24 protein-coding genes are annotated in these 24341 nt (G+C 74.1%); 12 read left to right on the plus strand and 12 right to left on the minus strand.

Going from position 1 to position 24341, the window contains the following annotated elements; translation table 11 throughout:
• Positions 1-91: 91 nt before the first annotated feature.
• Together AB2U05_RS05990 and AB2U05_RS05995 are read left to right on the plus strand one after the other, a co-directional pair.
• Complete coding sequence (locus AB2U05_RS05990) at positions 92-463, plus strand: YbjQ family protein (protein ID WP_045693147.1); 372 nt, start codon at positions 92-94, stop codon at positions 461-463.
• A gap of 186 nt (positions 464-649) precedes the next feature.
• Positions 650-1774 carry an NAD(P)-binding domain-containing protein gene (locus tag AB2U05_RS05995; RefSeq protein ID WP_369185909.1) on the plus strand — a complete coding sequence of 375 codons (1125 nt, stop codon included), beginning with the start codon at positions 650-652 and terminating at the stop codon, positions 1772-1774.
• Between the two features lie 95 nt (positions 1775-1869).
• Here the strand turns inward: AB2U05_RS05995 and paaE are convergent, their stop codons facing one another.
• The 8 genes from paaE to AB2U05_RS06035 all read right to left on the minus strand — a co-directional run bounded on the left by paaE (position 1870) and on the right by AB2U05_RS06035 (position 10209).
• Positions 1870-3045 carry a 1,2-phenylacetyl-CoA epoxidase subunit PaaE gene (gene paaE, locus AB2U05_RS06000; protein WP_045693145.1) on the minus strand — a complete coding sequence of 392 codons (1176 nt, stop codon included), beginning with the start codon at positions 3043-3045 and terminating at the stop codon, positions 1870-1872.
• Positions 3046-3597, minus strand: a complete 552-nt coding sequence (gene paaD / locus AB2U05_RS06005) for a 1,2-phenylacetyl-CoA epoxidase subunit PaaD (protein WP_369185910.1) — start codon at positions 3595-3597, stop codon at positions 3046-3048.
• A 68-nt stretch (positions 3598-3665) separates the two neighbouring features.
• Positions 3666-4571 (minus strand): 1,2-phenylacetyl-CoA epoxidase subunit PaaC, encoded by a 906-nt coding sequence (gene paaC / locus AB2U05_RS06010; RefSeq protein ID WP_369182623.1) that lies wholly within the window; start codon positions 4569-4571, stop codon positions 3666-3668.
• A 13-nt stretch (positions 4572-4584) separates the two neighbouring features.
• Complete coding sequence (gene paaB, locus AB2U05_RS06015; protein WP_369182624.1) at positions 4585-4914, minus strand: 1,2-phenylacetyl-CoA epoxidase subunit PaaB; 330 nt, start codon at positions 4912-4914, stop codon at positions 4585-4587.
• Positions 4911-5897, minus strand: a complete 987-nt coding sequence (gene paaA / locus AB2U05_RS06020) for a 1,2-phenylacetyl-CoA epoxidase subunit PaaA (RefSeq protein ID WP_045693142.1) — start codon at positions 5895-5897, stop codon at positions 4911-4913. Before paaA ends, paaB begins: the two co-directional genes overlap by 4 nt.
• Before the next feature lie 254 nt (positions 5898-6151).
• A complete protein-coding gene (locus AB2U05_RS06025) occupies positions 6152-7519 on the minus strand; it encodes a M20/M25/M40 family metallo-hydrolase (RefSeq protein ID WP_369182625.1) in 1368 nt (455 codons plus the stop codon).
• A 603-nt stretch (positions 7520-8122) separates the two neighbouring features.
• The gene (locus tag AB2U05_RS06030; protein ID WP_369182626.1) at positions 8123-8782 is read right to left on the minus strand and encodes a response regulator; all 660 of its coding nucleotides are present in this window, start codon (positions 8780-8782) and stop codon (positions 8123-8125) included.
• A complete protein-coding gene (locus AB2U05_RS06035; protein ID WP_369182627.1) occupies positions 8779-10209 on the minus strand; it encodes a sensor histidine kinase in 1431 nt (476 codons plus the stop codon). The genes AB2U05_RS06030 and AB2U05_RS06035 overlap by 4 nt, the downstream gene beginning before the upstream one ends.
• Positions 10210-10394: 185 nt before the next feature.
• Between AB2U05_RS06035 and AB2U05_RS06040 the strand changes: the two genes are divergently transcribed.
• The 4 genes from AB2U05_RS06040 (at position 10395) to AB2U05_RS06055 (ending at position 14247) form a co-directional block, all read left to right on the plus strand.
• Positions 10395-11312: a class I SAM-dependent methyltransferase gene (locus AB2U05_RS06040; RefSeq protein WP_369182628.1), complete on the plus strand. Its 918-nt coding sequence runs from the start codon at positions 10395-10397 to the stop codon at positions 11310-11312.
• 134 nt (positions 11313-11446) lie between these two features.
• Positions 11447-12460 (plus strand): aldo/keto reductase, encoded by a 1014-nt coding sequence (locus AB2U05_RS06045; RefSeq protein ID WP_369182629.1) that lies wholly within the window; start codon positions 11447-11449, stop codon positions 12458-12460.
• A gap of 120 nt (positions 12461-12580) precedes the next feature.
• A complete protein-coding gene (locus AB2U05_RS06050) occupies positions 12581-13177 on the plus strand; it encodes a TetR family transcriptional regulator (protein WP_369182630.1) in 597 nt (198 codons plus the stop codon).
• Between the two features lie 152 nt (positions 13178-13329).
• A complete protein-coding gene (locus AB2U05_RS06055; protein WP_369182631.1) occupies positions 13330-14247 on the plus strand; it encodes an ADP-ribosylglycohydrolase family protein in 918 nt (305 codons plus the stop codon).
• A gap of 124 nt (positions 14248-14371) precedes the next feature.
• Here the strand turns inward: AB2U05_RS06055 and AB2U05_RS06060 are convergent, their stop codons facing one another.
• The 4 genes from AB2U05_RS06060 to AB2U05_RS06075 form a co-directional block, all read right to left on the minus strand.
• Positions 14372-15934: an NCS1 family nucleobase:cation symporter-1 gene (locus AB2U05_RS06060; protein ID WP_369182632.1), complete on the minus strand. Its 1563-nt coding sequence runs from the start codon at positions 15932-15934 to the stop codon at positions 14372-14374.
• Positions 15935-16048: 114 nt separating this feature from the next.
• The gene (locus tag AB2U05_RS06065; protein WP_045710425.1) at positions 16049-17062 is read right to left on the minus strand and encodes a TIGR03842 family LLM class F420-dependent oxidoreductase; all 1014 of its coding nucleotides are present in this window, start codon (positions 17060-17062) and stop codon (positions 16049-16051) included.
• Between the two features lie 151 nt (positions 17063-17213).
• Positions 17214-18674, minus strand: a complete 1461-nt coding sequence (hydA, locus tag AB2U05_RS06070; protein ID WP_369182633.1) for a dihydropyrimidinase — start codon at positions 18672-18674, stop codon at positions 17214-17216.
• 11 nt (positions 18675-18685) lie between these two features.
• Positions 18686-19528 carry a nitrilase-related carbon-nitrogen hydrolase gene (locus AB2U05_RS06075; RefSeq protein WP_045693135.1) on the minus strand — a complete coding sequence of 281 codons (843 nt, stop codon included), beginning with the start codon at positions 19526-19528 and terminating at the stop codon, positions 18686-18688.
• Positions 19529-19955: 427 nt separating this feature from the next.
• On the opposite strand from AB2U05_RS06075, the gene AB2U05_RS06080 reads away from it, so the two are divergent.
• From AB2U05_RS06080 to AB2U05_RS06105, 6 genes are all read left to right on the plus strand, one after another.
• Complete coding sequence (locus AB2U05_RS06080; RefSeq protein WP_106981192.1) at positions 19956-20033, plus strand: putative leader peptide; 78 nt, start codon at positions 19956-19958, stop codon at positions 20031-20033.
• 202 nt (positions 20034-20235) lie between these two features.
• Positions 20236-20823 carry a cysteine dioxygenase family protein gene (locus AB2U05_RS06085; protein ID WP_369182634.1) on the plus strand — a complete coding sequence of 196 codons (588 nt, stop codon included), beginning with the start codon at positions 20236-20238 and terminating at the stop codon, positions 20821-20823.
• The gene (locus AB2U05_RS06090) at positions 20817-21236 is read left to right on the plus strand and encodes a rhodanese-like domain-containing protein (protein WP_369182635.1); all 420 of its coding nucleotides are present in this window, start codon (positions 20817-20819) and stop codon (positions 21234-21236) included. Before AB2U05_RS06085 ends, AB2U05_RS06090 begins: the two co-directional genes overlap by 7 nt.
• A gap of 518 nt (positions 21237-21754) precedes the next feature.
• Entirely contained in the window at positions 21755-22945 is a 1191-nt protein-coding gene (locus AB2U05_RS06095) for an ABC transporter ATP-binding protein (RefSeq protein ID WP_369182636.1), read from the plus strand.
• Positions 22935-23603 (plus strand): ABC transporter permease, encoded by a 669-nt coding sequence (locus AB2U05_RS06100; protein ID WP_045693199.1) that lies wholly within the window; start codon positions 22935-22937, stop codon positions 23601-23603. Before AB2U05_RS06095 ends, AB2U05_RS06100 begins: the two co-directional genes overlap by 11 nt.
• Positions 23600-24277 (plus strand): ABC transporter permease, encoded by a 678-nt coding sequence (locus tag AB2U05_RS06105; RefSeq protein WP_045693133.1) that lies wholly within the window; start codon positions 23600-23602, stop codon positions 24275-24277. The genes AB2U05_RS06100 and AB2U05_RS06105 overlap by 4 nt, the downstream gene beginning before the upstream one ends.
• Positions 24278-24341: the final 64 nt, after the last annotated feature.

Genomic DNA, 24341 nt, shown 5'->3' on the forward strand with positions numbered 1-24341 from the left:
ACCGGTCCGGACCAGCTTCCGGATGCCTTCTCGGTCACGGCCCGGCCACGCCTCTGTCACTCGGACGCACGACACCGGCAGGATGGGGCGCATGGCAGACATCAACGAGTACGGCGGCGGGCAGGTCCCGAACGCAGACGTCCTGGTCGTGACCACCAACGACATCCCCGGCTTCCGGGTCGACCACGTGATCGGCGAGGTGTTCGGCCTGACCGTGCGCAGCCGCCACATCGGCAGCCAGATCGGCGCGGGCCTGAAGTCGCTGATCGGCGGTGAGCTGCGCGGCCTGACGAAGACGCTGGTCGAGAGCCGCAACGAGGCGATGCAGCGGCTGATCGAGCAGACGAAGGCGCGCGGCGGCAACGCTGTCCTGATGATGCGCTTCGACGTGACGGAGGCGGCGGACGTCGGCACCGAGGTCTGCGCCTACGGCACGGCCGCGGTGATCTCCCGCAGCGCCTGAGCACGTCCACCGGCCCGGCGGGAACACCTGCCGGGCCGGCGCCGTTTCCCCGACGTGACTGTTTACGGCTCAACTAATTACGGCGCTGCGGCCGCCCGCACCACGACGGGAACCCCGGCGACCGGAACGGCGGCGACGGCGACCGCGACGGTGGTAGCCGCCGCCGCGCCGGACCTCGTCGCGGCCGTGGACCTCGTCGCGGCCGTGGACGTCGTCGTGGTGGGCGCCGGCCAGGCGGGCCTGTCGGCCGCCTACCACCTGCGCCGCCGCGGCTTCGCCCCGTACCGGGCCGGCGCCGCCCGCTCCCCCTGCGGCTTCGTCGTCCTCGACGCCGACTCCGCGCCCGGCGGGGCCTGGGCGCACCGCTCGCCGTCGCTGCGGATGGCCACCGTGCACGGCTTCCACGACCTCCCGGACGCCGTCCTGCCCGTGCCCGACCCCGAGGCGCCCGCACGCGAGGTGGTGCCGGGGTACTTCGCGGCGTACGAGGCCCGGCACGCGCTCCCGGTCGTGCGCCCCGTGACGGTCCGCGCCGTGCGTGCCGAGTCCGAGCGGCCGGACTCCCGGCTGCTGGTCGAGACCGACCGCGGCACCTGGTCGACCCGCGCGCTGATCAACGCCACCGGCACCTGGACCCGCCCCTTCCGGCCGTACTACCCGGGCCGGTTCGCGGGCCGGCAGCTGCACTACGCCGAGTACCGCGGCCCGGAGGAGTTCGCCGGCCGACGCGTCCTGGTGGTGGGCGGGGGCGCGTCCGCGATCCAGGTGCTGTCGGAGGTGGCGGCGGTCGGCGAGACGATCTGGGTCACCCGTTCCGAACCGGCCTACCACGAAGGGCCGTTCACCCCGGAGTACGGGCGCGCGGCGGTCGCGAAGGTCGAGGAGCGGGTCCGGCTGGGCCTGCCGGCGCGCAGCGTGGTGAGCGTGACCGGGCTCGGCCCGTCCGTCGCCTACCGGCGGGCCGAGGCGCTGGGCGCGCTGCGCCGGCGGCCGATGTTCGACCGGCTCACCGAGCACGGAGTCGCCTGGGGCGACGAGGAGTCGGCGGTGGACGCGATCATCTGGGCGACCGGCTTCCGGCCCGAGGTCGGCCACCTGGCCCCGCTCGGTCTGCGCTCCCCGCACGGGGGCATCGCCCTGACCGGCACCCGGGCCACCCTCGACCCGCGCGTCCACCTGGTCGGCTACGGCCCGTCCGCCAGCACCATCGGCGCCAACCGCGCCGGGCGCGCGGCCGTCAACGACCTCGTCGCGCTGCTCGGCGACCCGGCGGCGCCGCCCGCCGAGGTCGCCGTCGCGGTCGCGGTCTGAGGATCGCGGCGGGTACCGCCCATCGCCCGATCACCGCGGCGACGGCCACGGTGATCGGCCGCGGTGATCGGGCGGTGGGCCGGGGCGTGCGCGGCTCAGCGGTCGTAGTCGACGGTCACCCGGTCGGTCAGCGGGCGGGCCTGGCAGGTGAGGACGTAGCCGGCCGCCAGTTCCTTCTCCTCCAGCGCGAAGTTGCGGCGCATCTCGACCTCGCCCTCGGTGACCAGGGCGCGGCAGGTGCCGCAGACCCCGCCCTTGCAGGCGAACGGCAGGTCGGGGCGGGAGCGCTGGGCGCCGTCCAGGATCGAGCGGTCGCGCGGGAGGGTGAGGGTGCTGCCGCGGCCGTCGAGCACGACGGTGACCTCGCTGCGCTCGCCGGGCGCGCCGGCCGCGGCGGCATCCGCGCCGTCCCAGTCCTCGTCGCGTTCGGCGAGCGGCTCGTCCTCGGCGTGGAACAGCTCCTGGTGGACGCGCTCGCCCGGCACGGCGAGGTCGGCGAGCAGCTCCTTCGCCCCGGCGACCATGCCGAGCGGCCCGCACAGCCACCAGTGCCCGACGCCCTCGACGTCGACCAGCGCCGTCAGCAGCGCGCGGACCCGCTCCGGGTCGAGGCGGCCGCTGAGCAGTTCGGCGTCCCGGGTCTCCCGGGAGAGGACGTGCACCAGCTGGAACCGGCCGAGGTAGCGGTCCTTCAGGTCGGCCAGCTCGTCGGCGAACATCACGGTGTCGCTGCGCCGGTTGCCGTAGAGCAGGGTGACGGTGGAGCGGCGGTCGGCGGCCAGCACCGAGCCGGCGATCGACAGCATCGGGGTGATGCCGGAGCCGGCGGCGAGCAGCACGTGGTCGGCGGGGACGCCGAGGTCGGGGGTGAACAGGCCGGTCGGCGTCAGCACCTCGACCTCCTCGCCGGGCCGGGCCTCGCGCACCAGCCAGCGCGAGAACAGCCCGCCGGGCACCTCGCGGACGGCGATCCGCAGCGGGCCGTCCACGGGGGCGCAGATCGAGTACGAGCGGCGCTCGTCGACGCCGTCCACCACCTTGCGCAGCGTCAGGGTCTGCCCGGGCCGGAAGGCGTAGGCCCGCGCCAGGTCGTCCGGCACCGCGAAGGTCACCGCCACGGCGTCCTCGCACAGCCGTTCCACCCGCTCGATCCGCAGCCGGTGGAAGACGGGCCGGCGGGCGGCGGGCGCGGAGGCGGCGGGCACGGAGGCGGCGGGCACGGAGGCGCTCTCGGGGCTCCGGGCGCTCTCGGTGGCGGAGGCGGCGGGCATTCAGATCTCCTTGACGCGTTCGAAGGGCTCCCGGCAGGCGCGGCAGCGCCAGAGCGCCTTGCAGGCGGTGGAGCCGAACCGGGACAGCTCCTCGGTGTCGGCGGCGCCGCACTGCGGGCAGGTCACGGCGGACGCGGCGGACGCGGCGGACGCGGCGGACGCGGCGCCGGCCGCCGTGCGGGTGGGGCCGAGGGCCAGCGGGACCGGCCCGGCCGCCGCGAACGCCGCGGCGGCGGCGCCCGGGCGCGGCGGGGCGATGCCCGCCTCGGCGAGCTTGCGGCGGCCCTCGGCGGTGATCAGGTCGGTGGACCACGGCGGGTCCAGGCGCAGCCGCACCCGGACGTCCCGGTATCCGGCGGCGCGCAGCCGGCGGTCCACGTCGGCGGCCATCTCGGCGACGGCCGGGCAGCCGGAGTAGGTCGGGGTCAGCCACGCGGTGACCGCGCCGCCGGCGCCGTGACCGCCGTCGCCTTCACCGCCTTCACCGGCATCGCCTTCACCGGCGTCGACCTCGATGCCGGCCAGGACGCCGAGGTCGGCCAGGGTGAGCATGGGCAGCTCCGGATCGGGGACGGCCGAGGCGACCTCCCAGGCCCGGGCCTCCCGGGTCGTCACCGCGGTCACCACGTCGCCCCCGGGTGGGCGCGGGCCACCACCTGCAGTTCGGCGAGCAGCGGGCCGAGCGCCTCGGTGTGCACGCCGTGCCGGCCGGCCCGGCCCAGCACGGGGGCCAGCGGCGGGACGTCCGGCACGGTCAGGCCGGCCTCGGCGAGGACGGCGCCGAGCGAGCGCAGCACCGGCTCGCGCAGCCGCGCCGGGTCGACGCCCGCCCGCAGCTCCACCGGGTGCGCGGTGAACAGCTCCTCCAGCAGCGGCCAGACCGCGTCCAGGCCGGCCTGCATCCGCTGCGCCGAGTACGGGGTGCCGTCGCCGAGCCGCAGCGTCCAGGCGGTGGCGTACTCGCGGTGGTAGGCCAGCTCCTTGACGCCCCGGGCGGCGACCGCGGCGAGCACCGGGTCGGGGTGCGCGGCCAGCGCCTCGTAGAGGGCCCCGCGGGCGGTGGCGAACAGCAGCAGCCGGGCGATCGAGTACGCGAAGTCGCCGTTCGGGGTCTCCACCAGCCGGACGTTGCGGAACTCGTGGTCCTCCCGCCAGTACGCCAGATCGTCCTCGGTACGGCCGGTGCCGTCCGCCTGGCCGGCCCGCGTGAGCAGCAGGCGGGCCTGGCCGAGCAGGTCCAGGCCGAGGTTCGCGAGCGCGACCTCCTCCTCCAGCTCGGGCGCCCGGGTGCACCACTCGATCAGCCGCTGGGCGAGGACCAGGGCGTCGTCGCCGAGCATCAGGCAGTAGGCGGCCAGGTCGTCGCCGTCCAGGCCGGCGGGCAGGGCGGTGTCCACGCCGAGCAGCGGGTCGGCGAAGCCCGTCCCGTACGCCCAGCGGCCCTCGCCCTCGGGGCCGGAGTCGGCCTCGGCGAGGCTGAGGTAGACGTGGTCGTCCTCGGTGGTGGAGGCGGTGCGGTGCTGCATGGCGGTTCCCCCGTCAGATGTGCGGGACATCCTCGGGGATGTCGTAGAAGGTCGGGTGGCGGTAGACCTTGTCGCCGCTGGGCTCGAAGAACGGGTCGCGCTCGTCCGGGGTGGAGGCGGTGATCGCGTCCGAGCGGACCACCCAGAGGCTGACGCCCTCGTTGCGGCGGGTGTAGAGGTCGCGGGCGGCGAGCAGGGCCATCCGGTCGTCGGCGGCGTGCAGCGAGCCGACGTGGACGTGGTTCAGGCCGCGCCGGGGGCGCACGAACACCTCGTACAGGGGCCAGCCGGCCTTAGACCCGGCCTTGGACCCGGCCTTGGACCCGGCCTTGGACTCGGTCACTTTCCGTTCTCCTCTTCGGTGTGCGGCTGCTCGGCCGCCCGCTTGGCCGCGTAGGCGACGGCGGCCTCGCGGACCCAGGCACCGTCCTCGTGGGCGGCGCGGCGGCGCTCGACCCGCTGGGTGTTGCACGGGCCCTGGCCGTGGATGACCCTGGTGAGCTCGGACCAGTCCGGCTCGCCGAAGTCCCAGCCGCCGCGCTCCTCGTTCCAGCGCAGCTCGGGGTCGGGGAGGGTGACGCCCAGGTGCTGGGCCTGCGGGACGGTCATGTCGACGAAGCGCTGCCGCAGCTCGTCGTTGGTGTGGCGCTTGATCCGCCAGGCCATCGAGCGGGCGGTGTTCGGCGACTCGGCGTCCGAGGGGCCGAACATCATCAGCGACGGCCACCACCAGCGGTCCACCGCGTCCTGGACCATCCGGCGCTGCGCCTCGGTGCCGCGCATCAGGGTCATCAGCAGCTCGTAGCCCTGGCGCTGGTGGAAGGACTCCTCCTTGCAGATCCGCACCATCGCGCGGGCGTACGGGCCGTAGCTGCAGCGGCAGAGCGGGACCTGGTTGCAGATCGCGGCGCCGTCCACGAGCCAGCCGATCACGCCGACGTCGGCGAAGGTCAGGGTCGGGTAGTTGAAGATCGAGGAGTACTTCTGGCGGCCGCTGATCAGCTTCTCGGTCAGCTCGGCGCGGTCGACGCCGAGGGTCTCGGCGGCGGCGTAGAGGTAAAGGCCGTGGCCGGCCTCGTCCTGGGCCTTGGCGAGCAGGATGGCCTTGCGGCGCAGCGAGGGCGCGCGGGTGAGCCAGTTGCCCTCGGGCTGCATGCCGATGATCTCGGAGTGGGCGTGCTGGGCGATCTGGCGGATCAGGGTCGCCCGGTAGGCGTCGGGCATCCAGTCCCGGGGCTCGATCCGCTGTTCGGCGGCGACCACCGCCTCGAACCGCTCCTCCGCCGTCCGGTCGGGGACCGCCTCGGCCACCTCTGCTGTCACCACGGTCCCCTCTCCTGCCCTGTCGCGCCGCCCGGGGCGCCAACCGACTGACCGTTCGGTCGGTACCATTGTGCGCGGCGGGGCGGGGGGATGGCAAGGAGGATGCGGGGGGACCAACAGATAACAGCTGACAGATGTTGAAATCTGTCAGCTGTTATCTGTTATCTGAAATCTGTTCGCTGTTATCCGTCTGTTGTCAGCTGTTCGCCGTCATCTGTTCGCCGCCGCCTTCGGCCGTTCGCCGGCCGCGGCCGGCGTCACCCTTCGGAGCGGTCCCGCAAGCGCGGCAGCGGCACCGCCAGCAGGGCCGCGAGCAGCGCGATCCGGGGCGCGAGCTGGTCGAGGCGGATGTGCTCCTGCCGGGCGTGGGCACCGGCGCCCACCGCGCCGAAGCCGTCCAGGGTCGGCAGTCCGCGCGAACCGGGCAGGTTGGTGTCCCCCGCCCCGCCCGCCGGCCCGCCGTCCAACTGCTGCCCGAGCACGGCGGCGAGCGAACGGACGTGCCGCAGCAGCGGGTTGCCGGTCCGCTCGGGCCACGCCGGACGGCTGGAGAGCACCTCGGTCCGGACTCGGGCGCCCGGGCGCAGCGCGGTGAGCCGGGCGAGGTGGTCGAGCGTACGGCGCTGCGCCTCGGCGGTGGCGAACCGCAGGCCGAGTTCGGCCTCGGCGCGCCCCGCGACCACGTTGGCCCGCGAACCGCCGCTGATCCGCCCGGCGTTGAGCTCGGTACCGGGCTGCCGGGCGAGGCCTCGGACGGCGACCAGCTGGTCGACCAGCTCGTCCACCGCCGAGACCCCTTCGTGGGCGTCGTTGCCCGCGTGGGCCTCGCGCCCGGTCACGGTCAGCCGCACCCGGGTGCTGCCCCGCCGGGCGGTCTTCAGCCGGCCGTCCGGATGTGGCGGTTCGAGCCCCAACACTGCTGCCGCGCCGCGTAGTTGGCGTTCCACGAGGAGACGCCCGTCCGGGCTGCCGACCTCCTCGTCGGAGACGACGACCAGCCGTACGGTGCGGTGCGGCCGCTGTCCGAGGTCGGCGAGCAGCGCGAACGCGCCTTCCAGGACGGCGAGTCCGCCCTTCATGTCGACGACGCCGGGGCCGGTGAGCACACCGTCCCGCTCGGCGACCGGCCACTCGGCGAGGGTGCCGACCGGCCAGACGGTGTCGTGGTGGCCGACGATCAGCAGGTGCGGCAGGGACTCGTCCTGGCCCGCCCACTCCAGGAGGAGGTGGTCGCCGGCCGGCCCGGGTTCGCGGCGGGCCGTGGCACCGGTGGCCCGGAATCCGGAGGCCAACTCCTCAGCCAGCGCGTCGAGTCTGGGCGCGTCGCCGCTGGGGGACTCGATCCGGGCCAGATCGGCGCAGCGGCGCCGGACGGCGCCGGAGAGGGTGCGGGCGCGGGTGCTCAGCGCCTGCGGAAGTCCCGGCAGTGCCTTGGTGACGGTGCCGGTGCCAGCGCCAGTGGCGGTGGCAGCGGCGGTGGCAGCGGCCGAAGGCGCGGTCGCGGGCGCCGTGGTGGTGGCGGCGATGTGGGCGGCGGCGGTCTGGGCGGCGGCCGGCTCCGTGCGGTCGGGTTCGTCGGCGGTGTCCGGTGCGACGGCCGGGGGCCCGACGATCTGGGGACTCAACGCTCGCCTCCGCGGCCGCCGCCGGTATTCAGCGGCCGTACCGGTCGGCCGCTCCCGCCCGGGCTCCAGGCCCGGCGGGGCCCCGCCGGGCGGCCGGGATGGGGTGCGGCCCCCCGGAACGGCCCGTCTGGCCCAAGTGCGGTGGAACGGCTGGGCGGCGTGCTTGGCATTGCGTCCTCCTCGCTCGATCCGGTGGCCCCGGTCCGCCCGGAGCCCCGTGGACGACGGCTTCCCGGCGGCGGGCAGTGGCAGGACCGCCGCAGGGAGCCGAGATGTGAGCCTAGAAGAACCGTTCGGTTTCCTGCGAGGTGGCCCTGTTCCCAGCGCACCGGTTCGGGCCCCAGCCGAGGGCGCCCGTCAGCGGAGACGGCGACGGACGCACGGCGCGGCGAACCCGACCCGACGCGCGGGCGCGGTCGCCGGATCGCGCCCAACTCCACCATGGACCCGCCGCCCGCGTTCGGCAGCGCAAACCGCCAAGGCGCGGGATTTCCACGCCGGATGGGTGACAGCGGATCAGTCCGCGATGCCTTCCGGAGGCGCGCGACGGCGTCGGGAAACCGAGTCCGGGCCGGCCCCGCTCGGGCCCCGTTCGGGCCCGGCTCAGGCCCCGTCCCCGGCCAGCCCGGCGTCGCGCGCCAGGAGCGCGGCCTGGACGCGGTTGCCGACGCCGAGCGCGGTCAGGATGCGGCTGACGTGCGCCTTGACGGTGCTCTCGCGCATCCCGAGGACGCCCGCGATCTCGGCGTTGGAGAGCCCGTCCGCGAGTTCGCGCAGCACGTCGGCCTCGCGCGGGGTGAGCCCGGCCACCCGGCCCCGTGCGGCGACCGACCGGGGCGCGCCCGCACGGTGGTAGCGGTCGATCAGTCGCCGCGCGGCCGCCGGGTGCAGCATGCCCTGCCCGGCCGCGACCACGTGGACGGCCCGGGCGATCTCGGCCGGCGGGGTGTCCTTGAGCAGGAAGCCGTCGGCGCCGGCGGCGAGCGCCTGGTACACGTACTCGTCGAGGTCGAAGGTGGTGAGCGCGATCACCCGTGGGGCGTCCGGGAGTTCGCGCAGGCGCCGGGTGGCGGCGATGCCGTCGAGCCGGGGCATCCGGATGTCCATCAGCGCGACGTCGACCCGCAGGGCGCGGGCCAGTTCGACGGCCTGCAGCCCGTCCGCGGCCTCGGCGACCACGGTGAGCGCCGGGTCCTGGGCGAGCAGGTCGACGAGGCCGAGCCGGACCAGCGCGTCGTCGTCGACCACCATCGTGCGGATCATGCGGTGCCCTTCGGTTGCGGACCCGCCGGTGCGGCGTCTCCGGTGGCGGCCACGGTGCCCGCGGCGGGGGCCGGCGCGGGCTCGGGTACGGGCGCGGGCTCGGGTACGGCTTCGGGCTGCGACGGTCGGTCGGGCGCGGGCAGCCGGGCGGAGAGCCGGAAGCCGCCGCTGCCGTCCGGGCCCGCGTCGAGGTGGCCGCCGAGGGCGCCGACCCGTTCGGTGAGCCCGACCAGGCCGTAACCACCGCCGCTGCCCTGCCGGTCCGGCCCGTTCGATCCATCCGGCCGGTCCGACCGATCCGGCCCGTCCGGCTGGGCCCGGCCGCTCCCGTTGCGGACCTCGACGGTGGTGGCGGGGGCGCCGTACGCGACCCGGACGTCGACGGGCGCGGCGGGCGCGTGCTTGCGGGCGTTGGTCAGCGCCTCCTGGACCAGGCGGTGCACGGCCAGCCGGTGGGTGGTCGGGACGGCCTCCGAGTCGCCGGACAGGGCCAGTTCGACCCGCTGGCCGGCCTGGACGGCCTCGTCGACGAGTTCGGTGAGGTCGCGCAGGGCGGGTGCCGGGACGCGCGGGGACGGGCGGCCGGACGAACCGGGCAGGCCGACCGGGACCACCGCGTGCCGGGCGCCCTCGGCGCCCTCGGCGCCCTCGGCGTCCTCGGCCTCCTCCGGGTCCGCCGGGTCCGCCGGGTCCGCCCGCAGGGCGCCCAGGACGTCGCGCAGGTCGTCCAACGAGCGGGCGGCGGTGGTGCGGAGCAGTTCGAGACGGTGGGTGAGCCGGTCCGGGTCGGCGGTGACGGTGCCGGCCCGGGCCTGGTCGCGCAGTACCCCGGCGTGCAGCACCAGCAGGCTCAGCCGGTGGGCCAGCACGTCGTGCATCTCCCGTGCGATCCGGGCGCGTTCGGCGGCACGCGCCTGCTCGGCGCGCAGTTCGCGCTCGCGGCGCAGCGCGTCGACCTGCTCGTGCAGGGTGCGGATCAGCACCCGTCTGCCGTGCAGCCACAGTCCGACCGACAACGTGGCGGCCTGGACGAGGAGTTCGGAGGCGGTGGTGCCCGCCCAGCCGACCAGCGAGTCGGCCCCGGCGGCGCGGAGCAGCGCGATGACCACGCCACCCGCGACCGCCGGGCCGGGGCGGCCCAGGTAGGCGAGGTGGTAGACGCTCAGCAGGCCGGGGACGGCGCGGTTCAGCAGGCCGCCGGTGAGGACCGGCAGGACGGCCGAGGCCAGCGGGTGGCGGCGGGCGAGGACCAGCGAGAGCGCGGCCAGTGAGGCGGCGACCGTCGCGGGCAGGCGCAGCGGGCCGTCGATGCGCAGCCACTGGGCGACGGCCTCCTCGACGCTCAGGGCGAGGATGCCGAGCAGCAGGAGGGTGTCGGTCCGGGGGCTGCGGTCCGGGCCGTACCAGCCGAGCAGGCCTGCGCGCACGGGGCTGACTCCTTCCGGTTCCGGTTTCCGGTTCCGCGGTCCGGCTCTCCGTCCGGCTCGATGCTAGGGCGGGCGGCGGCAGGGCGCGGCCGTCTTCCGGGCAGCCGCACCCTCGACTTTGGTCGGGGGTGGGCGTCGCTCCCCGGCCGATTCGGGGCGGCCGCGGGCTCCCTAGCGTCGACGGTATGACGAACGACCAGCTCCGCCCCGCCTCCGACTCCCCCACGCTGCCGAGCAGTTCACCGCCGGCATCGCAGCCCGCGCCGCGGTCCGCCCCGCCGTCCCGGTCGCCGGCGGGCAGGGACCACCTGCTGTTCCTCGCCGAGGCGCTGCGCGCCTTCCACGACACCGGGGCACTGGCCCCGAGCGGGCCGGAGCTGGTGAACGCGCTGGTGGTGCCGGTCACCAGTCGGCCGAACCGGCCGCTCTCGGTGCTGGAGGTGGGCGCGGGCACGGGTGCGGTGACCCGCCGGCTGGTCGAGGTGCTGCGCCCGGGGGATCGTCTGCACGTCGTGGAGGCGAACCCGCGGTTCGCCGAACGGCTCCGGGAGGACCCGGTGTTGGCAGCGCGCCGCCCGGGGGTGGAGGTGCGGCTGTCGGCCTGCCGGGTGGAGGAGCTGCCGGGGTGCCGTCGCCCGGCGCCGGAGGACGGCGGGGCGGGTGCGAACGGCCGGGGCGACCGGGTCGGGCAGGGCGGGCAGGGCGGCCGGGGCGGGCCGGACACGTCGGGCGGGCTCGGCGAACGGTACGACGTGATCGTCTCGGGCCTGCCGTTCACCAACTTCGAGCCGGTGCAGGTCCGGGCCGTCCTCGACCTCTACCTGCGGCTGCTGGTGCCCGGCGGGGAGCTGACGTACTTCGGCTACCTCGGGACGACGGCGGCGCGCACCCTCGTCTCGGGGCCACGCCGGGGCGCCCGCCACCGGGCCGTGGTGCGGCTGCTGCGGGGCTTCGAGGCGGCGTACGGGCTGGGCGCGCGGACGGCGTGGCACAACCTGCCGCCCGCCCGCGCCCACCTGCTGCGGGCGCCGGGCGGGCGGGAGGACTGGTGGCCGGAGGTCGCGCGGCCGTGCGCCGGGGCCCGGGGCGCGCCGCTCGGCTGACAAGCGTCAAGTAACAAGTAACAAAAAACAGATGACAGCGAACAGATTTTGAAATCTGTTCGCTGTCATGCCATAGTGAGACCCGGGTCACCCGTCCCTCGCCGACCGGCGTCGTTCCCAGCCCTGGAGCTCGCATGTCCTCGAACGTCAGCACCGCACAGCGCACCCTCGGCACCTCCGGACTCCCCACCTCCGCCCTCGGCCTCGGCTGCATGGGCATGTCCGACCTGTACGGCCCGGCCGACGAGGCCGAGAGCATCGCCACCATCCACGCCGCCCTGGACGCCGGGGTCACCCTGCTCGACACCGGCGACTTCTACGGCATGGGCCACAACGAGCTCCTGATCCACCGGGCGCTGCGCGGCCGCGACCGCGCGAGCGTGCAGATAAGCGTGAAGTACGGCGCCCTGCGCGGCCCGGACAACGCGGTGCTCGGCCTCGACACGAGCCCGGCCGCCACCAAGTCCGCGCTCGCCTACACCCTGCGCCGCCTGGGCACTGACTACGTCGACGTCTACCGCCCGGCGCGGCTGGACCCGAAGGTCCCGATCGAGGAGACCGTCGGCGCCGTCGCCGACCTGGTGAAGGCCGGCTACGTCCGCCACATCGGCCTGTCCGAGGTCGGCGCCGACACCCTGCGCCGCGCCGCCGCCGTGCACCCGATCTGCGACCTGCAGATCGAGTACTCGCTGCTCTCCCGCTCGATCGAGTCCGCCGTGCTGCCCGCCGCCCGCGAGCTCGGCATCGGGATCACCGCGTACGGGGTGCTGTCCCGCGGCCTGCTCAGCGGCCACTGGGAGCAGGGCCGTACGCTCGCCGCCACCGACTTCCGCGGCCACAGCCCGCGCTTCCAGGGCGACAATCTGGCCCACAACCTCGCGCTCGTCGAGGCGCTGCGCGCGGTCGCCACCGCCAAGGGGGCGAGCGTCGCCCAGGTCGCCATCGCCTGGGTCGGCTCGCGCGGGCAGGACATCGTCCCCCTGGTCGGCGCCCGCCGCCGCGACCGGCTGGCCGAGGCCCTCGGCGCCCTGGACGTCGACCTGACCGAGGCGGACCTCGCCGCGATCGAGGCCGCCGTCCCGGCCGGCTCCGCGGCCGGCGAGCGCTACGCCGCCGCCCAGATGGCCCACCTGGACAGCGAGCGCTGACCTCCGGGCCACCGAAGGACCCCCGGCCCCGGCCGGACCCCGAGCACCCCCCAGCACCACCCAGCACCACCTGCATCACCTGCACCATCCCCTCACCAGCACCACCGAAGGACGGCCATCGTGACCTCGGACACCCCGCTCACCGCCGAGCAGATCCTGATCGCCGCGGAGGACGTCTTCCGGCGGTTCGGCCCCACCAAGGCCACCGTCGTGGACGTCGCCCGCAGCCTCGGGGTCAGCCACAGCAGCGTCTACCGCCACTTCCCGAGCAAGACCGCGCTGCGCGAGGCGGTCAACCAGCGCTGGCTCGACCAGGCGAACCGGCAGCTGAAGGTCATCTCCACCGACGAAGGCCTCGGCACCGCCTCCGAACGGCTGCACAGCTGGCTGACGACGCTCTTCGCCACCAAGCGGAAGAAGGCGCTCGACGACCCCGAGCTGTTCGCCACCTATCAGGTGCTGACGGACGAGAACAGCGGCCTGGTCGAGGAGCACATCGAGACCCTGATCGGCCAGATCGCCGAGATCATCCACGTCGGTGTGGACGCGAAGGAGTTCAAGCTCACCCACATCCAGAACACCGCCCGCGCGGTCTTCGACGCCACCGCCCCCTTCCACGACCCGGCTTACGCGGCCACCTGGTCCGACCCGAAGGCGGACGACCGCTTCGATGCCGTCTGGAAGCTCGTCATCGGCGGGCTGCAGGCGGCCAGGTGACGGCCCGCCGCTGACCGCTCGGGGCCGCCGAGCAAACCGCCGGGCGGACCTCCGCACGGGCGCGGGCGGGACGGCCGGGGAGAAACCCGGTCGACCCGGCCGCGCCCGTCCGGCATGCTTCCGCACACAGTTGATCTCACTTGGAGGATGACATGCGTGCGGCCGACCCGGTCCTGGACAGCCTGCAGGGACTCGCCCTGGGCGACGCCTTCGGCGACCGCTGGTTCTCGGTCCCGCCCGACGAGGCGCCGGCCGCCCTCGCGGCGCGCCTCGCCCGTCCCGCACCCTGGCACTGGACCGACGACACCGCGATGGCGCTCGTCCTCGTCCGGCACCTGACCGAGCACGGCGAGGTCCGACAGGACGTGCTGGCCCGGGAGTTCGCCGCCGAGTACACCCGCGAGTACCAGCGCAAGTACGGCCCCTCGATGCACCGGGTCCTGCGCGCGATCGCCGCCGGCGAGGACTGGCGGGCGGTCACCTCCGGCCAGTTCGAGGGCCAGGGCTCGTACGGCAACGGCGCGGCCATGCGAGCGGCCCCGCTCGGCGCCTGGTTCGCCGACGACCTGGCGCAGGCGGCCCGGCAGGCCGAACTCCAGGCGCTCACCACGCACTTCCACCCGGAGGCGGTGGCCGGTGCGGTGGCGGTGGCGCTCGCGGCCGCCCTGGCCGTCCGCTGCCGTGGCGAAGTCCCGCCCAGCCGCTCCGAGTTGCTGACCGAGATCGCGGGACGGCTGCCGGCCGGCGACGTCCGCTCCGGCCTGCGGATCGCCGCCCGGATGCCCGCGCACACCAGCGTGCGGCACGCCGCGAACGTACTCGGCTCGGGGCTGATGATCTCCGCCCCGGACACCGTGCCGTTCGCCCTCTGGTCCGCCGCCGAGCACCTGGACTCGCTACCCGAAGCGCTCTGGCACACCCTGGAGGGCTGGGGCGACAAGGACACCACCTGTGCCATCGCGGGCGGGGTGGTCGCCGCCCGCACCGGGACGGCCGACATCCCGGCCGCCTGGCTCGCCGCCCGCGAGGCCCTGCCGGACTGGGTGGACGGGGCCGCGCACTCCCACTGACGGCCGTGGGGCTGCGGCTTGCGCCGCCGTCGTGGCAGCGGCGAACAACTGACAGCGAACAACGAACAACCGACGGATAACAGCGAACAGATAACAGATGTTGAAATCTGTCATCTGTTCGCTGTCATCCGTTCGCTGCCACCTCCCCGCCCCTCGCCCCCCTCGTCCGCCACGCCAGCACCGTGTACACCACGGCGGCGCCCGCGAAGCCGACCGCCCAGCCGTAGTCGGCCAGCGGCTTGAGGAACGGGATGATCCCGTCCACCGGGAACGGGCCCTGCCTGACGCCTTGCGCGTCGACGCCGGAGTGCGAGCCGCCGACCGCCAGCACACCGCCGATGAGGAGTGCCGCGACGGCCCGCCAGTTCCAGCCGCCGGCGTACCAGTAGGCGCCACCCGGGCGGTACAGCTCGGCGAGCAGCAGCCGGGTGCCGCGCAGCAGCCAGTAGTCGGCGATCAGGACCCCGGCGACCGTCCCGAGCAGGCCGCCGACCACACCGAGCCAGGTGAAGATGTAGACGTGCGGGTCGGCGATCAGCCGCCACGGGAAGATCACGATCCCGACCACGCCCGTGATCAGCGCCCCCGTACGGAAGTTGACCAGGCGGGGCAGCAGGTTGGCCAGGTCGTAGGCCGGCGAGACGACGTTGGCGGCGATGTTCACCGACAGCGTCGCGACCAGGACGGTCAGCAGCGCGAACAGGATGCCGACCGGGTTCTCCATCTTCGCGGCGAGCTGGATCGGATCCCACACCGGAGCGCCGTAGACCGCCTGCGAGCCCGAGGTGACGAGCACCGACAGCAGCGCGAACAGCGTCATCGTGGTCGGCAGGCCGAGCGCCTGGCCGCGGATCTGGGCCCGCTGACTGCCACCGAAGCGGGTGAAGTCGGGGATGTTGAGCGACAGCGTCGACCAGAACCCGATCATGCCCATCAGCGCCGGGAAGAAGACCTTCCAGAAGCCGGATCCCCAGCCCAGCGCGGACGGTTGGGACAGCAGCGGCCCGAACCCGCCCGCCTTGACGGTGATCCACACCAGCAGTGCGAGCGCGCCCGCGATCACGAACGGCGCCGCCCAGTTCTCGAAGCGCCGCAGCGCCTCCATGCCCCGGGCGATGATGACCATCTCGATCAGCCAGAACACCAGGAAGGACAGCCACTGCGTCCACGGGTAGCCGGCCACCTCGGCCGCCTCGCGCCAGGACCGGCCGAGCAGCTTGCCCGCCAGCAGGTAGATGCCCTCGCCGCCGATCCAGGTCTGGATGCCGAACCAGGCGCAGGCGACCCCTGCGCGGACGAGGGCCGGCAGGTTGGCGCCGCGCAGCCCGAATGCGGCCCGGGCGAAGACGGGGAACGGGATGCCGTACTTGGTCCCCGCGTGCCCGGTGAGCAGCATCGGCACCAGGACGATCAGGTTGGCCAGGGCGATGGTCAGCACCGCCTGCTTCCAGTCCATGCCGAGCGCGACCAGGCCCGAAGCGAGCGTCCACGAAGGGATGTTGTGGGCCATACCGACCCAGAGGGCGAGGAAGTTGTACGTCGTCCAGGTGCGCCGCGCCACCGGCACCGGGCGCAGGTCGTCGTTGGTGAAGCCGTTGGGTGGCAACTCCTCGATGGACGGGTCGAGTTCGACCCGTCCATCGGGGTGCCGGCGTTGTCCGCCGCCGCTCGCCGCGGTCTCCGCCATGGCAACTCCCTTCTGCTGCGACTGAGGTCATGCGATGGGTAGCGGTCCGGGAAACCGAACGAGAAGGAGAAGGGAGGAGGGAGCAGGGAGAAGGGGAGCGGGGCCGGCTGTGGGCTACAGCCGGGGAATGACGTCCGTCCCGTACGCGTCGATGGTGGCCTCGATCGCGTCGTGCATCGCGTAGACGGCGAACTGGTCGACGCCGAGCGAGCGGAGCTGTTCCAGGCGGGCGAGTTGGGCCTGCGGCGGTCCGATCAGGCAGAAGCGGTCGACGATCTCGTCCGGGACGAAGGCGGTGTCCGGGTTGTCGGCGCGCCCGTGGTGGCTGTAGTCGTAGCCCTGGCGTTCCTTGATGTAGTCGGTGAGGGCGTCGGGGACGAGGTCGGAGTGCTCGCCGTAGTGGCTGACGAGGTCGGCGACGTGGTTGCCGACCATGCCGCCGAACCAGCGGCACTGCTCGCGGGCGTGGGCGAGCGCGGCGGGCGAGTCGTCCGCGGTCACGTAGGCGGGTGCGGCGACGCAGATGGTGACGGAGTCGGGGTCGCGTCCGGCCTCGGCGGCGGCCGCGCGGACCGCCTTCACCATGAACTCGGTGAGGTAGGGGTCGGCCAACTGCAGGATGAATCCGTCCGCTTGACGGCCGGTCAGCGCGAGTGCCCTGGGCCCGTACGCGCCCATCCAGATCGGCAGCTCGGCGCCCGGGCCCACCCACGGCAGGTGCATCTCGGTGCCGTCCACCTCGACGGTCCGACCCTCGGCCAACTCCTTGACGGCGTGCATGGCTTGGGAGAGCCGGGCGAGGGTGGCCGGGCGGCGGCCGGCGACGCGCATCGCGGAGTCGCCGCGACCGATGCCGCAGACGGTGCGGTTGCCGTACATGTCGTTGAGCGTGGCGAACAGGGAAGCGGTGACCTCCCAGGTGCGGGTGGAGGGGTTGGTGACCATCGGGCCGACGACCAGTCGCTCGGTCTCGGCGAGGATGCGGCTGTAGATGACGAAGGGCTCCTGCCACAGCACACAGGAGTCGAAGGTCCAGCCATGGCTGAACCCGGCCCGTTCGGCGCGGATCATCCGGTCGATGAGCAGGCGCGCGGGCGGGTCGGTCTGCAGGACGAGGCCGATGTCCATGGGTACGGCTCCAGGAACGAGGAGGGGGCCGCCCGGGATGCCACGCCCCGGGCGGCGGAACGGAATTGCGGAACAGCGGTACGGCCGAACGGCCGGTACAGCTGGTACAGCCGAGCGGCCGGAACGGCGGAGCTTCGGAACGACAGGGCGGTCAGACCAGGTACTGGCAGGTGTCCCGGCGCAGGAAGGTGCCGTGCCCGGCACGGCCGCGCCAGTCGCCGCCGTCCAGCACGACGGTGCCGCGGGAGAGCACCGTCCGTACGCGCCCGGTGAGTTGGCGCCCCTCGTAGGCCGAGTAGTCGACGTTCATGTGGTGGGTGGCGGCGGAGACGGTCTGGACGGCGGTCGGGTCGTAGACGACGAGGTCGGCGTCCGCGCCCGGCGCGATGGTGCCCTTGCGCGGGTGCAGGCCGAACATCCGGGCCGGGGTGGTGCAGGCGATCTCGACCCAGCGGCGCCGGGTGATCCGTCCGTCCACCACGGCCTGGTGCAGCAGGTCCATCCGGTTCTCCACGCCCGGAAGGCCGTTGGGGATCTTCGAGAAGTCACCGCGGCCCAGTTCCTTCTGCCCGGTGAAGCAGAAAGGGCAGTGGTCGGTGGAGACCACCTGGAGGTCGTTGGTGCGCAGCCCGCGCCAGAGCGCGTCCTGGTGTTCGCGGGGCCGAAGTGGCGTGCTGCACACGTACTTGGCGCCTTCGAAGCCGTCCGCGCCCTCTTCGGCGAGGTTGTCGGTGGAGAGGAAGAGGTACTGCGGGCAGGTCTCGCCGAAGACGTTGAGGCCGGCGTCGCGGGCCTCGGCGATTTCGGCGAGGGCGGACGCGGCGGAGACGTGCACGACGTAGAGCGGGCTGCCGGCGACCTGGGCGAGCCGGATCGCCCGGTGGGTGGCCTCGGCCTCCAGCAACTCCCGCCGCACTTCGCCGTGGTAGCGGGGGGCGGTGCGTCCGGCGGCGAGGGCCTGCTCGACCAGGACGTCGATGGCGATGCCGTTCTCGGCGTGCATCATGGTCAGGGCGCCGTTGGCGGCGCCGCGCTGCATGGCGCGCAGGATGCGGCCGTCGTCGCTGTAGAAGACGCCGGGGTAGGCCATGAAGAGCTTGAAGGAGGTGGACTCGCCGGAGTCGACGAGGGTGTCCATCTCCTTCAGGACGCTGTCGTTGACGTCGGAGACGATGGTGTGGAAGGCGTAGTCGATGGCGCAGTTGCCGTCCGCCTTGGCGTGCCAGGCGTCGAGGCCCTCGCGCAGGGTGCCGCCGACCGGCTGGACGGCGAAGTCGACGATGGTGGTGGTGCCGCCCCAGGCGGCGGCGCGGGTGCCGGTCTCGAAGGTGTCGGAGGCGGCGGTGCCGCCGAACGGCAGTTCCATGTGGGTGTGGGCGTCGACGCCGCCCGGGATGACGTAGTGGCCGGTGGCGTCGATGACGGTGTCGGCGGTCCAGGCCTCGGCGGCGGCGCTGCCGGTGGCGGCGAGGGCGACGATGCGTTCGCCCTCGATCAGGACGTCGGCGTGGAGTTCGTCGGTGGCGGTGATGACGAGGCCGCCGCGGACGACGGTGCGCCGTTTCGGGTCGCGGAGGTGCGGGTCGCGAAGGTGCGGGTCGCGGGTGGTCATCGCGCTGCTCCTCAGGCCTCGCCGAGCGGTCCGTAGGCGTCGGGCCGGCGGTCCCGGTAGAACGCCCACTGCTGGCGGACCTGTTCGATCAGGTCGAGGTCGAGGTCGCGGACGACGAGTTCCTCCTCCTTGTCGGAGGCGACGTCGCCGACGAACTGGCCGCGCGGGTCGACGAAGTAGGAGGTGCCGTAGAAGTCGTTGTCGCCGTACTCCTCGGTGCCGACGCGGTTGATCGCGGCGACGTAGTACTCGTTGGCGACGGCGGCGGCGGGCTGTTCGAGCTGCCAGAGGTAGGCGGACAGGCCGCGGCTGGTGGCGGAGGGGTTGTAGACGATCTGCGCGCCGGCCAGGCCGAGGGCGCGCCAGCCCTCGGGGAAGTGGCGGTCGTAGCAGATGTAGACGCCGACCTTGCCGACCGCGGTGTCGAAGACGGGCCAGCCGAGGTTGCCGGGCTTGAAGTAGTACTTCTCCCAGAAGCCCTTGACCTGCGGGATGTGGTGCTTGCGGTACTTGCCGAGGTAGCTGCCGTCCGCGTCGATCACGGCCGCGGTGTTGTAGTAGACGCCGGTCTGCTCCTCCTCGTAGACCGGGAGGACCATCACCAGTCCCAGCTCGCGGGCGAGTTCGCGCATCCGGCGCACGGTCGGGCCGTCCGGGACGGCCTCGGCCCAGCGGTAGTGCTCGGGCTCCTGGACCTGACAGAAGTACGGGGCGTTGAAGACCTCCTGGAAGCCGATGATCTGCGCGCCCTGGGCGGCGGCCTCACGGGCGTACCGCTCGTGGAGGGCGATCATGCTCTCCTGGTCACCGGTCCAGCGGGTCTGGACGAGCGCGGCACGGACGATCTGCGACATGGGTACCTCCGCAACTCCGTGGCCCGGCGGTGCGGTCGGGCCAGCGGTCTGAGGGTTGACGGGGCGGGTCTCGCCTGCGGGTCCCCGGGGGGGAACCGCAGGTGTCTACGTGCGTAGAAAGCGATCTGTAGACGGTAGGCCGGGCCTCGGTGGCCTGACAATACGTTGACGGCAACGTGTCCGGGGCGATCTTGTGGCGCGGACACGCGGGTAGGCGTGGGTGGGATGAAACGGTCATCTACCCCGGTAGTGGGCTCCTTACTCATACGGGACGGCGGGGCCCGGCCGGGCGCAGGAGGACCCGGGAGGACGCGGAAGGACGCGGGAGGACCCGGAAGGACCCGGAAGGACCCGGGAGGACACGCGCGGGCCGACTGCGGCCGGTCCGGCTTGACTTCGTCCGCTCCGCTCGGAAAGGATCCGACGCATGGACACCGGCACCACTCTGGTCTGCCGCCTGCACGTCGATCTGCGACGCCAGGCGAGTTCCATCTGTGCCTGTTGACCTAGCCCTTCCCGCCGGTCCCGCTCTGTGACGCCTGCCAGGGCCCGCGCCGCGCACCCGCTCCCGTAGTTCTGACCCGTCGCCCTTCCGCGTCCTGCGCGCCCCGCCGTACCCCGTCGTACCTCCGGGTGCCCGGGCGTACCGCCGCAGGCCGGTCCGGGCGCACCCTGCCGACGTTCCCGCCGCACCCGAGGACGCCCCGATGAGCCCGAGCAGCACAGCACCGGCCGCACCGGCCGCCGTACCCGCCGAATCCGCTGGACCCGCCGACTCCTCCCACCACTCCGACCTCTCCCACCTCTCCGATCCCGCCGACGCCACGGCCGGCGCCCGTACGCCGCTCAGCCCGAGCGCCCTGCGGACGGTCGTCCGCGAGCTCGCCGAGCGCCCCGAGCAGTGGATCCACCACGTCCGGCTCTCCACCGAGGAGCGCTGGTACCGGCGCCTCGCGGCCGACGACGACCACGAGGTGTGGCTGATCAGCTGGCTGCCCGGCCAGTCGACCGGCTTCCACGACCACGGCGGCTCGCGCGGCGCCTTCGCCGTCGCGCTCGGCGAGCTGGAGGAGCTGTCCCTGGGCGGGCCCGACCAGGGGCTGCTGATCCGCCGGATCCCGGCCGGCACCGCCCGCGCCTTCGGGCCCGAGTACGTGCACGACGTGCGCAACACCGCTGTCGGCCCGGCCGTCACCCTGCACGCCTACTCGCCGCCGCTCAGCTCCATGGCGCACTACGACCTGCGGGCCGGTGGGCTCGTTCGCACCTCCGAGGAAGGACCGGAACAGTGGTGACGACGATCGACGACCTGGTGGAGCGCGCCCGCGAAGGCGTCCACCGTCCGCGCGCCCGGGAGGCCTACCAGGCCCGGCTGGACGGCGCGCTGCTGGTGGACATCCGTCCGGCGGCGCAGCGTGCGGCGGAGGGGGAGATCCCGGGAGCGCTGATCATCGAGCGCAACGTCCTGGAGTGGCGGCTGGATCCGACCGGTTCCCACCGCATCCCGGAGGCGCGGGGCTACGACGTGGAGGTGATCGTGGTGTGCTCGGAGGGCTACGCCTCCAGTCTTGCCGCCGCCTCGCTGCGCGAGCTGGGCCTGCACCGGGCGACGGACCTGGACGGCGGGTTCGTCGGTTGGGCGGCCGCCGGCCTGCCGACGCGTCAGGGCGGCCGGGGCTTGGCGGACGAGCCTCGACAGGAGCGCTAGCGCCGACAGGAGAGGAACCACCGGCAGGCTGAGCTGCATCCGGCCCAGGCGTTAGCGCGAACAGATCGGCTATCACCGGCAAAGTTAGCTAGCACTGACAGCGCCGGAGGTCGCCGCCAGCCCCGGTGGCACCGACAGGCTCGGCCCCACCCGGCAGGCTCGGGAGCGCCCGGCAGGCCCGGCAGCCCCGCGACCCCGGCCAAGCCGGCGACCCGGCCGGTGCCGGTGACCTGCTCGAACACCGGACGGGCGGCGGCAGCCCGCCGCCTTCCGGATGGTGACCGAGCGACAGAAGATGACGCAGGTCATAGTCTGATCGGAGTTTCCGCCGGTCCGAAGCTGGGCAGCCACGCGGGCGGAAGAACGCCCAGGCAGCTGATCCGACGAGCGCCAGCGCGACGACGGCGGCCCGCCAAGGCCACCACCGCCCGTCGCCCACCGCCCGTCGACAAGCCGCCGCCGACCGAACGACCGACCAGGCGCCGCCTCCCCGGGGCGCCCTGACGAGGAAACACCCTGTGATCAGATTCGAGGGCGCCGGCAAGCGCCACCCCGACGGCACCATCGCCGTCGAGGGCCTGGACCTGGAGGTCCCGACCGGACGCACGACCGTCCTGGTCGGGCCGTCCGGCTGCGGCAAGACCACCCTGCTGCGCATGGTCAACCGGATGGTCGAGCCCACCTCCGGCCGGGTCCTGCTGGACGGCACCGACGTCGCCGAGCTGGAGCCCGCCAAGCTGCGGCGCGGCATCGGCTACGTGATCCAGCAGGCCGGCCTCTTCCCGCACCGCCGGGTGATCGACAACATCGCCACCGTCCCCCGCCTGCTCGGTTGGGACCGCAAGCGGGCCCGCGCCCGGGCCGCCGAACTGCTCGAACTGGTCGGCCTCGCGCCCGACCTCGCCAAGCGGTACCCGTTCCAGCTGTCCGGCGGCCAGCAGCAGCGGGTCGGCGTGGCACGCGCCCTGGCGGCCGATCCGCCGGTGCTGCTGATGGACGAGCCGTTCAGCGCGGTGGACCCGGTGGTGCGCGCCGGGCTCCAGGACGAGTTGCTGCGGCTGCAGTCCGAGCTCCACAAGACGGTGCTGTTCGTCACCCACGACATCGAGGAGGCCGTCCGGCTCGGCGACCAGGTGGTGGTACTGCGCGAGCACGGGAAGATAGCCCAACTCGCCGACCCGCACACCCTGTTGACCGCTCCCGCCGACGACGGCGTGGCCGCCTTCCTCGGCCGCGACCGGGGCCTGCGCGGTCTCGGCCTGCGGCCCGCGAGCGCCGTCGTCCTGCGCCCGGTCGACGCCGGACTCCGGTACGGGAACTGGGAGTTGGCCCTGGACGACGAGCGCCGGCCGATCGGCTGGATCGACCGCGCTGCCGCCAGCGCCGAGTTGCACCCCGCCGCCGGATTCCGGCCGGAGGCCGACACGCTGCGCACCGCGCTCGACGCGGCGGTCCTCTCCCCCGCCGGGGTCGCCGTCGCCCTGGACGCGGACGGACGCGCCACCGGCACCGCGAGCCGGGAGGCCGTCCTCGCGGCGCTCCCGGCGCTCTCGGCGCTCCCGGCACCGGCCGTGGACGGCGCGGACGGAGCGGACGGCGTACCGCTGCGCAAGGACGGCGCCCCGGGCACACCGACCGTCAGCCGAACCGACAGCCGAGCCGACAGCCGAGCCGACAGCCGAACGGACGGTGCCGCCGGTGGACGATGAACCGATCGTCCGCTGGTACTGGATCGGCGACCACCTCGGCTACCTCGGCCACCTGCTCGCCGACCACGCCCTGCTCGCCCTGCCCCCCGTGTTGATCGGCCTGCTGATCGCGCTGCCGCTCGGCCTGGCCTGCAGCCGCTTCCCCCGGCTCTACCAGCCGCTGTCCGCCGTCCTGAACGTCGTCTACGCGGTGCCGTCGCTGGCCGTATTCGTGGTGCTGATCCCGTACACCGGGCTCGCCACCGAGGCCAGCGTGATGGTCCCGCTCACCTTCTACGCGCTCGCCGTCCTGCTGCCGACCACCGTGGACGGCCTGCGTGCCGTCCCGGAGGCCGTCCGGCAGGCCGCGACCGCCATGGGGTACGGGCCGTGGCGCCGGCTGGCCGCGGTCGAGCTGCCGGCCGCCGTGCCGTACCTGGTCGCCGGCCTGCGGGTGGCGGCGGTGGCCAGCATCTCGCTGGCCAGCGTCGGCGCGCTGATCGGGCGCGGCGGCCTGGGCTACCTGTTCATCGACGGCTTCCAGCGCACCTTCCCGACCCCGATCGTGGCGGGCATCGTGCTGATCGCCGCCCTGGCCCTGGTCGTCGACCTGGTGCTGGTGGGCGCCCGGCGGCTGCTCGCGCCGTGGGCCGTCCGGGAGAAGGGGGCGGGCTCGTGAACTGGCTGACCTGGCTGTCCGACTTCTTCTCCGACCCGGAGCAGCACAGCGGCCCGAACTCGATCGCGCACCGGGTCTGGGAGCACCTGCTGTTCTCGGGCGAGGCCCTGCTGTACGCGACGGTGCTGGCCGTCCCGCTCGGGCTGCTGATCGGCTACACCGGGCGCGGCGTCACGGCGGTGACGGCGTTCGCGGGCGCCGCCCGCGCGCTGCCGACCCTCGGGCTGGTGACGCTGACGGTGCTGCTCGCCGGGGTGAACGACACCGCCGCGCTGGTGCCGCTGGTGGCACTGGCCGCGCCGCCGCTGCTGGTGGCCGCCGTCGAGGGGGTGCGCGGCACCGACCCGGACGTGCGGGACGCGGCGCGCGGTGTCGGGCTGACCCACCCGCAGGTGCTGTGGCAGGTGTGCCTGCCGTCCGCCGCCCCGACGCTGCTGGCCGGGTTCCGCACCGCGACCGTCCAGGTGATCGCGACGGCCACGGTGGCCGCCTACGTCGGGCTGGGCGGGCTCGGCCGCTACGTCATCGACGGGCTGGCGACACGCCGGTACGCGGTGACGGCGGGCGGCGCGCTGCTGGTGGTGCTGCTCGCGGTGGGCGCCCAGCTGCTGTTCTCCCTGCTCTCCCGGTACGCGCTCCCGCCCGGGGCGCGACCCGGCCGCCGGGGCCGCTGAACCCCTTCGCTCCTCCTGCCTTTCGCTTCTCCTACCCTCCTCTCCTCTCCGGAAGGACATCTGT

The organism is Streptomyces sp. Y1, from assembly GCF_041053115.1.
GTDB classification, from domain to species: Bacteria; Actinomycetota; Actinomycetes; order Streptomycetales; family Streptomycetaceae; genus Kitasatospora; species Kitasatospora rubellomurina.